Annotated in this window: 11 protein-coding genes and 1 pseudogene; all 12 read left to right on the top strand. The window is 55.2% G+C overall.

Annotated elements, in window-relative coordinates:
• Positions 1-466: pseudogene (locus ACIQ39_RS15920) on the top strand (alkene reductase); the annotation flags it as partial.
• 190 nt (positions 467-656) lie between these two features.
• The gene (locus ACIQ39_RS15915) at positions 657-1,466 is read left to right on the top strand and encodes a helix-turn-helix domain-containing protein (protein ID WP_396435585.1); all 810 of its coding nucleotides are present in this window, start codon (positions 657-659) and stop codon (positions 1,464-1,466) included.
• A 478-nt stretch (positions 1,467-1,944) separates the two neighbouring features.
• Positions 1,945-4,608: a type VI secretion system ATPase TssH gene (gene tssH, locus ACIQ39_RS15910; RefSeq protein WP_396435584.1), complete on the top strand. Its 2,664-nt coding sequence runs from the start codon at positions 1,945-1,947 to the stop codon at positions 4,606-4,608.
• Between the two features lie 113 nt (positions 4,609-4,721).
• Positions 4,722-5,237, top strand: coding sequence for a type VI secretion system contractile sheath small subunit (gene tssB, locus ACIQ39_RS15905; protein ID WP_396435583.1), 516 nt, complete (start codon positions 4,722-4,724; stop codon positions 5,235-5,237).
• Between the two features lie 30 nt (positions 5,238-5,267).
• Positions 5,268-6,761, top strand: a complete 1,494-nt coding sequence (tssC, locus tag ACIQ39_RS15900) for a type VI secretion system contractile sheath large subunit (RefSeq protein ID WP_396435582.1) — start codon at positions 5,268-5,270, stop codon at positions 6,759-6,761.
• Positions 6,762-6,814: 53 nt separating this feature from the next.
• Positions 6,815-7,297, top strand: coding sequence for an Hcp family type VI secretion system effector (locus ACIQ39_RS15895; protein WP_396435581.1), 483 nt, complete (start codon positions 6,815-6,817; stop codon positions 7,295-7,297).
• 90 nt (positions 7,298-7,387) lie between these two features.
• Positions 7,388-7,900, top strand: coding sequence for a type VI secretion system lipoprotein TssJ (gene tssJ, locus ACIQ39_RS15890; protein WP_396435580.1), 513 nt, complete (start codon positions 7,388-7,390; stop codon positions 7,898-7,900).
• 12 nt (positions 7,901-7,912) lie between these two features.
• Positions 7,913-9,256, top strand: coding sequence for a type VI secretion system baseplate subunit TssK (gene tssK, locus ACIQ39_RS15885; RefSeq protein WP_396435579.1), 1,344 nt, complete (start codon positions 7,913-7,915; stop codon positions 9,254-9,256).
• Complete coding sequence (locus ACIQ39_RS15880) at positions 9,256-10,125, top strand: DUF5675 family protein (protein ID WP_396435578.1); 870 nt, start codon at positions 9,256-9,258, stop codon at positions 10,123-10,125. The genes tssK and ACIQ39_RS15880 overlap by 1 nt, the downstream gene beginning before the upstream one ends.
• Positions 10,122-10,781: a hypothetical protein gene (locus ACIQ39_RS15875; protein ID WP_396435577.1), complete on the top strand. Its 660-nt coding sequence runs from the start codon at positions 10,122-10,124 to the stop codon at positions 10,779-10,781. The genes ACIQ39_RS15880 and ACIQ39_RS15875 overlap by 4 nt, the downstream gene beginning before the upstream one ends.
• Before the next feature lie 25 nt (positions 10,782-10,806).
• Entirely contained in the window at positions 10,807-11,079 is a 273-nt protein-coding gene (locus ACIQ39_RS15870; RefSeq protein ID WP_396435576.1) for a hypothetical protein, read from the top strand.
• 24 nt (positions 11,080-11,103) lie between these two features.
• On the top strand, positions 11,104-11,338 hold a 235-nt coding region (locus ACIQ39_RS15865; protein ID WP_396435575.1), incomplete at its 3' end, for a hypothetical protein.

Here is an 11,338-nt window from a genome sequence, read left to right as displayed (position 1 = left end):
CATCGTGGCCCAAATTGGTGGCCCCCGCACCGGCATTCGCCTGTCGCCGGTCACGCCCGCCAACGGCGTCAGCGACGAGCAAGCCCAGGCCTTGTTCGAACACGTGGTGCGCTGCCTGGCACCCATGAATTTGGCTTTCGTGCACCTCATCGAAGGCGCTACCGGCGCTGCGCGCGACCACCAACAAGGCGACAAGCCCTTTGACTACCCAGCCCTGCGACAGGCCTACACCCAAGCCGGCGGGCAAGGCGCTTGGATGCTGAACAACGGCTACGACCTGGCCTTGGCCGAACAATCCCTGGCCAGCGGTGCCGACCTGATCGCGTTTGGCAGACCCTTCATCGCCAACCCCGACCTGGCCGCTCGTTTGCGCCAAGCCGGCCCTTTCAACACCCCAGACCGCGCGACGTTTTACGGCGGGGGCGACGAGGGGTACACCGATTACCCGTTTTTATCGACGTCTTAAGCTTGGCCCGGCCTAAAAACCCAGGGTCACTGACGTGGGTGCCAACCGGTGACAAACGGGGTGCACAATTGCAGTTACTATTAAAGGATTCAGTTGACGGGCCTTTGTTTTTTGACAAGGCCTGTCTTTTTAACCTTACCCGTGAGCTTGGTAATGCGGTTCCGGTTGTTTTTTGTTCAGGCTTTTCTCCATGTCCAAATTGTTTGTCGTCAATGCCCTCAAAGCCCACCTCAAAGCGCGAGACATGACTTACAGAGATCTGGCCCAAAGTCTGAACGCTTCCGAGGTGACCATCAAACGTATTTTTGCCACCTCTGACTGCAGCCTTCACCGCCTTGAGCAAATTTGCACGCTTTTGCAAATCGAGTTTGCTGACCTCTTTCACACCAGTCCAAAACAAAGAAAACTGATCACGCGGCTGTCCCCAGCGCAAGAAAAAGAGTTTGCCAGCAACAAACACCTGCTGATGATGGCCATTTGCGCCTTGAACCACTGGCCCGTCAAAACCATGTGGGAGCACCTGAGCATCACGCCCACAGAAGGACTGGCCTTGCTCGAGCACTTGGACAGCATGGGTTTTATCGAACTCATCGACCCAGAAAGGTACAAATTATTGGTGTCGAGCAATTTTGCCTGGATCAACAACGGTCCGATCATGCGCATGGTCCAAGGCATGAGTGAAGAATTCTTCAACGACCCTTTTGACGGCGACGGCGAAATTTTGCGCATCATCAACGTGCGACTTTCCAAAGAATCCCAAGAACGCCTGCGTTTCCGGCTTGAAATGATCGCGCAAGAATACGTGGACCAATCCCGCGCCGACTCACACCTGCCTATTTTGGAGCGCTCGCCCGTTTCCGTCTGCATTGCAGCGCGAACTTGGATCCCGCAATTCATGCAAGACCTCACCCGCATGGCGCAAGACGCGTCTGCACCACCACTTGCAAGATCGACCTCGTTCGGCGGCGACAATGCCGCGCCTCAGCCATCCACTGACTGACTGGCACACCCAAGGCCTAGAGTGGCCCGTGCCTCACTGAGACGGCAAGCCAAGCCCAGCCGGAGGGCAAGCCTTGGCTCAAGCATGAACGCCATCCGAGCCCCCCAAATCCTTAGCCCAAACCCAAGCGGTCAAGGCGGTTTGGCTCGTTAAAAGCCGCTGTGCTCGCCACACCTGTGACCCCCAATGGGTTCACAGCGGGCTTTTTTGCCCCCCAAAAATACGGTGTTTTTGAGCAAAGTATCAGCAGATGATACTTTTTGCCACGCCTATGATACTTTGAAAATTTAGTCACTTATTTTGCCCAAAAAGTATTTAATAATGATTTAATGCCGCCTCTAACGAATACTTTGATTTACATGATGAGCACTTCGAAAATTTTGGCAGGCCTGTTTCACCGTCACACATCGGCGCGCTGCGCGCACCACAAAAACAAGCCGCGCACGACGCAATCGGCCTGAATGGAAGGGCCAGGTCCATGAACATCCCTCGACGCGCCCTTTTTGGCAAACTCAATTTGTCATTGTTCAAAGCCATGGAATCGGCCACGGCTTATGCAAAATTAAAAAACCACTCGCACATCGAAATCTGCCATTGGCTTTGGCATTTTTGGCAAATTTCAAACAACGACCTTCATGTCATTGCCGCACACTACAAATTGGATGGTGGGCAAATAGAGCAAGAACTGCGCAACGCCTGCGAATGTCAACCCCACAGCACGCACGGTCTGATCGACTTTGGTCATCAAACCATGCTGGCCACCGAAAAAGCCTGGATTCAAGCCAGCTTGGTCTTTGGCGACCGAAAAATACGCAGCGCATGGCTTTTAGTGGCCATGTTGAGCGACACCAGTTTGCGCTTGGCTTTGCGGTCTGTATCGCCCTCACTGCTCAAAATAACACCCCCTCTGGACAAGTCCGATTGGGCACCCTTGCTCAAGGGATCAAGTGAACAAACCGAAACAGCGCACGACGACAACGACTTGCCCTCGGCCATGCCTGGCGAGGCCTCTCTGGCCATGGCTGCGCCTCAAGAGGCGGGCGATGCGCTACACCGCTACTGTGCCGACCTGACCGAACAGGCGCGCAACGGAAAACTCGATGCGGTCATTGGGCGCGAACACGAGATTCGCACCATGATCGACATTTTGTTACGGCGTCGACAAAACAACCCCTTGCTGACAGGCGAGGCCGGTGTCGGCAAAACCGCCGTCGTCGAGGGCTTGGCTTTGGCCATTGCCCAACGCAACGCCCCGCCAGCGCTGCACAAGGTGCGCTTGCTTTCACTCGATGTGGGTGCACTGTTGGCGGGTGCCAGCATGCGCGGCGAGTTCGAAGCTCGCCTCAAACAATTGCTCAAAGAAGCGCAAGACAGCGAAACACCCGTGATCCTCTTCATCGACGAGGTTCACACCCTTGTGGGGGCAGGTGGTCAAGCAGGCACGGGCGATGCCGCGAACTTACTCAAGCCCGCTCTGGCTCGGGGCAGTTTGCGCACCATTGGTGCCACGACATGGACCGAGTTCAAGAAACACATTGAAAAAGACCCGGCCTTGACGCGGCGCTTTCAGGTTTTGCAAGTCCAAGAGCCACACATTGCCGCAGCCAAAGCCATGTTGCGATCCTTGGTCGATGCCTTTACCCAACACCATGGGGTGGTCATAGACAACTCGGCGGTAGAAGCCGCCGTCGACTTTTCGCACCGCTACATTCCCGCACGCCAACTGCCAGACAAAGCCATCAGCTTGTTGGACACGGCATGCGCTCGGGTGGCCATGTCGCAACACAGCATGCCAGCAGCCTTACAGCGATGCCAAGCACGCATGGATGAAGTCCAATCGCACTTAAAGCTCCGCCTGCAAGATCAAAAACGCAACCCCGATCACAGCACCCAAATTGACGAGTTGACAGCGCAACTGGAAACTTTGGCAACTGAAAAATCAGACCTCACCACACGCTGGGAAAACGAAAAAACACAAGTTCAAAACCTGCAAAAAGCCTGGTCTAACGACCCCGCACAGGGTGAAGGAGAAGCCGCGCCATCGACACCGCCAGCGTACGCAAGCGATTTGCAAAAGCAACTGCAAACGCAACAGGGCGACGACCCACTGGTACATGCCCAAGTCAATGCAGCGGTCGTCGCCAGCGTGGTGGCCGATTGGACAGGCATACCCATTGGGAAAATGCTCACCAGTGACCTGCAAGCCATCTTGCAATTGGAGGCTGCGCTGAGCCAACGGGTCAAAGGCCAAACGGACGCACTGCGCGCCATTGCCCAGCGCGTACAAATTGCCAAATCGGGCCTGACCGATCCGCAAAAACCCATTGGGGTTTTCATGCTCATTGGCCCCTCCGGTGTGGGCAAAACAGAAACGGCACTGGCACTGGCCGAAACCGTTTATGGCGGCGAGCACAACCTGATCACGCTCAATATGAGCGAGTTCCAGGAGCCGCACACCGTCTCCACCATCAAAGGCTCACCGCCAGGCTACGTTGGCTATGGCGAAGGCGGCATTTTGACCGAAGCTGTACGGCGAAAACCACACAGCGTGGTGTTGCTCGATGAAATTGAGAAAGCTCACTCCGATGTCCACGAACTCTTCTACCAAGTCTTCGACAAAGGCTGGATGGAAGATGGCGAGGGCCAACGCATTGACTTCAGAAACACCCTGATCTTGCTCACCAGCAACACCGGCTCAGAACTGGTGATGCAACTGCACGAAGACCCCGACTTACGCCCCAATGCCCAAGCGCTCACAGACGCTTTGCAACCCGCCCTGCGTGAAGTCTTTCCAGCAGCATTTTTAGGCCGCACAAGCATCGTGCCCTATGCGCCACTTTCCCTCGATGTCATCGCCGAAATCGTTGAATTGCAGGTCAAAAAAGTAAGCGCCCGCATGCAGCACCAGCACCAAATTCTCTTGACGTTTTCTGACATGGCCAGGGCAAACATCGGCCAAGCCGCTGGGGCACTGGAGATCGGCGGGCGGCGCATTGCTCAGCACATCGAGCGGCAAGTCTTACCTGTTCTATCGACCTATTGGCTCGAAGGCATGCAACAACGCAACTTGGCCCCACACATTGTGCTGACTTGGTCAGACACAGCGGGCTACACCGTGGAGCAAGCAAGACCCAAACCCTGAATCCGAGTCAGCCAGCCATGGCCGACTCTCCAAAACACCACGGGCAGCTCTGCTGCCCTATCCCTGCCGATGTGGTGATCGGCGCCACTTCAAAACTTTGCTGAAGGACAACCATGAGCGCAAACAACAGCAGCCAGAAATTCATAGCGCGCAACCGCGCGCCACGTGTTCAGATTGAATACGATGTGGAAATCTATGGCAGTGAAAAGAAAATCGAACTCCCCTTTGTGATGGGCGTTCTGGCTGACTTGTCGGGCAAGCCCGTCGAGCCCTTGCCAGAAGTTTCAGAACGCAAGTTTCTGGAAATCGACATCGACAACTTCGATGAACGCATGAAAGCGATCGCACCCCGCGTCGCCTTCAGTGTGCCCAACACCTTGACCGGAACTGGTCATGTGATGGTGGACATCACCTTTGAAAGCATGGACGACTTTTCGCCTGCCGCCGTGGCACGCAAAGTAGACGCGCTGAAACAACTGCTGGACGCCCGCACCGAATTGGCCAACCTGCAAACCTATATGGACGGCAAAGCGGGTGCCGAAGACCTCGTGCGCAAATTGTTGGCCGATCCAGCACTGATGAAGACACTCGCATCGTCCGCCAAGGCCGACGCCGCTGTCGAAGCCTAAAACCGCAACACCAATCAACAGGGAGCCACCATGGCACAAAATTTGGCATCACAAGAGCAAGCCCACCAGTTTGCTGATCCAACGGCATTCACTCAACTGCTGGACCGTGAATTCAAACCCAAAGGGGACGAACAGCGCGACGCCGTCGAAGCCGCTGTCCGCACCTTGGCGCAACAAGCGCTGAGCAATACGGTCACCATGAGCGACGATGCCTACGCCAGCATCGAAGCCATCATTGCCGAGATCGACTTCAAACTCAGCGAACAGGTCAACCTGATTCTTCACCACGAAGACTTTCAAAGCCTCGAATCAGCCTGGCGCGGACTGGACCACCTGGTCTCAAACACCGAAACCGACGAAATGCTGAAGATCCGCTTCATGGACATCAGCAAATCAGAATTGCGTCGCACCATGCGCCGCTACAAAGGGGTGGCATGGGACCAAAGCCCGCTGTTCAAACGCCTGTACGAAGAAGAGTACGGTCAACTCGGCGGCGAACCTTACGGGTGCTTGGTAGCCGACTACTACTTTGACCACACCCCACCCGATGTGGAATTACTCGGCTCCATGGCCAAGATCGCTGCCGCATCGCACGCGCCGTTCATTGCTGGTGCGGCCCCCAGCAACTTGCAAATGGACTCATGGCAAGAGCTCGCCAACCCGCGCGATTTGGCCAAGATCACAGGCAACCTCGAACACGCAGCCTGGAACTCCTTGCGCGAGACCGAAGACGCGCGTTATATAGGCTTGGCCATGCCACGCTTTTTGGCCCGCTTACCTTACGGCGCAAAAACCAACCCCGTGGACGAATTCAACTTTGAGGAAGACACACAAGGTGCCGACCACAAAAGCTACGTGTGGAACAACGCTGCCTATGCCATGGCGGTCAACATCAACCGCAGCTTCAAACTCTACGGCTGGTGCACCATGATCCGTGGGGTGGAATCGGGCGGCACGGTTGAAAACTTGCCCTGCCACACCTTCCCCACCGATGACGGCGGCTTTGACATGAAATGCCCCACCGAAATCGCGATCTCTGACCGACGCGAGGCCGAATTGGCCAAAGCAGGTTTCATCCCCTTGGTGCACCGCAAAGGGTCAGACCATGCCACCTTCATCGGCGCGCAATCCTTGCAAAAGCCGCAAGAGTACATGGACCCAGACGCCACGGCCAACGCCAACCTGTCTGCGCGCCTGCCCTACTTGTTTGCCAGCACCCGGTTTGCACACTACCTCAAGTCCATCGTTCGCGACAAGATTGGCGCCTTCAAAGAGCGCGAAGACATGCAGCGTTGGCTCAACGAATGGATCATGCACTACGTCGATGCAGACCCCGCCAACTCAAGCCAAGAAACCAAAGCCCGTCGCCCGCTGGCTGCTGCTGAAGTCGTCGTAGACGAGATCGAAGGCAACCCCGGCTACTACAGCGCCAAGTTTTTCTTGCGACCCCACTTCCAACTGGAAGGCCTGACGGTCAGCCTGCGACTCGTGGCCAAGTTGCCATCGGTCAAAGCTGCCGCCTGATCAAACCCCACCAACTCAACCACAAACTTTTTTATCTTTCTAGGAGCTATCACATGGCACAAGACATTTTTCTCAAAATCAACGGTATCGACGGCGAAAGCATGGACGCTGCTCACAAAAATGAAATTGAAATCCTGAGCTGGGACTGGCAAATTTTGCAAGACTCCAATATGCACATGGGCTCTGGCGGCGGCTCCGGCAAAGCCACCGTCAAAGACCTGAACTTCTTGCATTTCGTTGACCGCTCCAGCCCCAACTTGATGAAGTTTTGCTTGACTGGCAAACACATCCCCGAAGCCAAACTGGTGGTGCGCAAAGCCGGCGGCAGCCCACTGGAGTACCTCAAGATCACCATGACCGATGTCGTCATCACCAACGTCCACCCCATGGGCAGCAATGAAGAAGAGCGCATCAAAGAAAGGATCAGCATGTCCTTTGCCAAAGTCAAGCAAGAGTACACCGTCCAAAACCAGCAAGGCGGCTCTGGCGGTGCCGTAACAGCAGGTTACGACATCAAACTCAACAAAGAAGCCTGATCTTCAGCCTTCTGTGCCCTTGAAGTTGTAAGCCTCGGCGGCCGGATCACTGTTCGGCCGCCTTTTGTTGCCTTGATTTTCAAAATTTTCATGAACACCTATTTGACAAGCGTTATGGCGCGTGGGCTGCTGGGTTTTTGCTTGGGAGTGGCCACGTGCGCTGTGGCGCAAGACGCCAAAGAACCTTTCAAACTGCTTTTGAAAGTAGAAGCAGCTGCACAAAGCAACCCCGACGAAACCGGACGCCCCTCGCCCGTCAAAGTGCGCGTTTATGAGCTCAAGGACAGCAACACCTTTAGTGAAGCCGACTACTTCAGCCTCAATGCCAACGACAAATCTGTCTTGGGTTCAGACCTGCTCAGCAAAGTCGAAATGATCCTGCGACCAGGCGAAACAAAACGCATCGAACGCAAAAGCCACCCCCAAGCCACCAGCATCGGCATCTTGGCGGGCTACCGCGACATGAACAGCCTCTGGCGCGTGGTCGAACCGCTGCCTGAAGCACCCACCGCCAGCTGGCTTCGCAAAGTGATGCCCGGCAAAAAAGTCGAGCTGCTTATCCAACTCCAACCCCACGGCATTGTTATCGTGCCTGCACCCTAAACGGCCACCATCATGACCTGGACCAACAAAGTCACCTGGAGCGAAGGCTTGTTTTTACGGCCGCAATTGTTTCAACAACAAGAGCGCTACTTGGAAACATTTGCCCACAAACGCAGCCTGCCCCTGAGCCCCTTTTTTTGGGGCTTCAGCGAACTTCGGATTGACCCAGAATCACTCACATTGGGCAAATTGGTCGTGGCACGGGCCAGTGGTGTCTGTGCCGATGGCACGCCCTTTGACATACCTGGCCAAACGCAACCGCCAGCACCGCTGACCTTCAAACCCGAACACCTTGGACAAACGGTTCACCTGGCCTTAGCCATTCGCGTGCCCAACGGCGAAGAAACCGCCTTTGAAAACAGCCCCGGCAGCACCGCCCGCAACAGCGTCTTTGACGCTGAAATCCGCGATGCCAACTCGGTCGGTCAAGGCCTCAAAAGCATTCAGCTTGGCCAATTGCGCATGGTCTTGGTGCCCGAAAAAGAACTCACCAGCGCCTGGCTGGGATTGCCCGTGGCCAAACTCACAGCCTTGCGATCAGACGGCAGCGCAGAACTCGAAGTCGCCATCATCCCCCCGGTCAACCGCTACGGTGCCAGCGAAATGCTCAGCCAATGGATATCGCAACTGCACGGCACCCTGCGTCAACGTCTCGACCAATTGGCCGAGCGCCTGAGCGGCAGCACGGGCCAAGGCGGTACACAGGCCTCTGAAGTCAGCGACTTTCTTTTGCTGCAAATCCTCAACCGCTACGAACCCCAACTCGACCACCTGCTGCGCGTCAAAGAGACCTCACCCGAACAAGCTTATCTCCTGCTCCGCTGTCTCTCGGGTGAGTTGTCCACCTTCATTCGCGTCAGCACGCGGCGCGCCAACCCGGTGCCCGTCTACCAACACGCAGACCCTTACAACACCTTCAAACCGCTGGTAGACGACACCCGCGAACTGCTCAACAACTTGCTGGTGCGCAGCGCCCAATCGATTCCGCTGCAAACCAAGACACAAGGCATGTATTTGGCCAGCGTCGACCCCAGCGAAATCAAAAGCTACAGTCACCTCGTCTTGGCTGTGGCCGCCGACATGCCGAGCGACCAACTCGCACAGCAATTTGCAGCACACGGCAAGTTGGCGCCCTCTGACCGTCTGCCCGAACTCATTCGGCTGCACCTGCCCGGCATCGGTTTACGGGTCTTACCTGTCCCGCCCCGACAAATCCCATTCAACGCAGGCTACGTCTACTTTCAGCTCGAGCCCCAAGGCGCGCACTGGGAGCACCTGCAAAACCATGGTGGCATCGGCTTGCATGTGAGCAAAAGCTTTCCCAACCTGAAACTTGACCTGTGGGGGGTCCGCTGATGTCTCGAAAAATCATTGTCCTCGGCGACAAAACCGACCACGGCGGCACCGTCATCAGCGGCTCCCCCACTCAAGCCATCAACGGCAAACCGATCGCCCGCATGGGTGACCAGGTCAGTTGCCCCATCAAAGGACACGGCGTCAACCCCATTGTCGAGGGCGACTCCGGCTACAAAGTCAACGGCATACCCGTCGCCCTGGAAGGGCACAAGACCGCCTGCGGCTGCACCCTCATTGGCACGTCCAACGCCACCCGAGGCGGTTCGGGCGGCTCAGGTGGCTCCGGCGCAGAAGGGGCGTCTTCATTCATCAAGACTGCTGTTGGGATGAATACGACGTCTGCATCCAACCCACTCTCGCCTCAAAACCAGAGTTCAGACACGCAGTTTGAATCCCTTGAAAAAGACGACTCTTCAGCTGTTGTGATTCGACTGACCAGGAAGTGGCAAACGTCGGAATCGACCATTGGTGAGTTTTTTATTGAAGGAACAAGTATTCGGGGTTACATGCTTGAGGAGAAAGGCCCCTCAACGACGAAGTCAGGTCTTCAGCAAAGGGTACCTGCAGGGGAATACGAATTGGTTTGGCATCAAGGCGCTCGATTTCCCAAGGCGTTGCGACTTAGAAATGCAGTGGTGCCAGATGCTCGCGCAATCCTGATACACGTCGGCAATACGGCCAAAGACACTGAAGGCTGCCTGCTGCCCGGATCTGGAAAAACGTCGAACAAAGTTACTGGCAGCAGCGATATGACAAAAAATATATATCAACACATCGAGCAAAAAGGGATCGAAAACGGAAATTTCAAGGATGGCGCAAAAGTAAAGGGCGGCGCGAAACTGGTTATTTCCGAGGATTTCGTCAAATGAAATTATTTTCAATTTATCTTGGGTTTTTTTGCGCCACTTTCAATCTGGCAGCTTGCGCCAATCCATTGACGCTGACTGCCTTGTTGACCGTCTCTCCATTTAATCTACAGGAATCACCACCGACCCGCGCCGAGCTAAACGCTCAATTCGGAGCGGGGCATCAATTTAGCCGGGGGGAGGGGGGCGAAAGATTCTTCGCTCAGTGTTATAGCTTGAATAGAGAAAACGATCCACATTCAGCATCCTCCGTGGCGTTTCTCTTTAAAAGTTCAAACCGCGCTACACGTGCAAGTGGGGTAATGGCAAGCACAGAAAACCTTGGCTGTAAGCCAATCAAATCCATGAAGGTTTACCGCCATTTGCTTTCCAGCGATCTCTTCAAGTTATTTAAGTTCAATCCAACACAAATGCGAGGCGCTGCTCCAGCCGGTGGAGCGCCAATTTTAAATGACGACCCTGAAAAAATGTTCGTCATGGTTTATGAGTCTCAAAAACTCATAGATGCAGGCATGACCCTTCACTCACCCGATGTGGCATACGCACTGCATGGCAATCGGTCGGCAAGCTACCGTCTCGATATCTCAACATCAATTACATCTGAGTTTCAAAACCTAAAAATGAAAGCCACCACAGTCTGGCTTCAAACCAGCTACTAGATAGCGACGCAAGACAGGAGCACAAATGAATACCCGTTTTTTCCTGAAAACCATCCGGGAGAACACATGGCCATCAATGCGTGCGATGACCTTTGCTGGGCGTGTCAGCAAACAAAACACGATTCATGGCGCTATCAAAGGGTTGAGCCTTCACGCACCATCTGAAGAAAAGTACCACGGCTCCTACAGCGAACAACAGATGGGGAAAAACTACAAGGCAGAACAAATCATTTTGTTGCCCAGCGTTCCGCAGGCCTCCGTCCTTTCTCTGAGCCGTGTGCAGGGCGCCTGCCAATAAAAAAAGCTCATGCAGAGATAAAAAATGCCCCAACAACTCTTTTCCTCCGAACGCGCCCTCACCCTCACCAGCCCGGCCATTCCCGAGGTCGGCGGCCGCCCGGCCCTGGTGCCCCTGCAGCTGTCGGGCCACGAGGCCATCAACGCCTTGTTTGAGTACCGCCTGGTCTTGCAAACCCCCGACGCCCTTTTGCCTTTTGGCAGCGCCTTGCAAGGGGCCAACTTCAAACTCTCCGACATGCTCGGGCGCGAGATCACCT

The sequence above is a fragment of the Limnohabitans sp. genome (genome assembly GCF_044361645.1).
Taxonomy (GTDB): Bacteria; Pseudomonadota; Gammaproteobacteria; order Burkholderiales; family Burkholderiaceae_C; genus Limnohabitans_A.
This window is presented reverse-complemented; position numbering and strand designations above follow the sequence as displayed.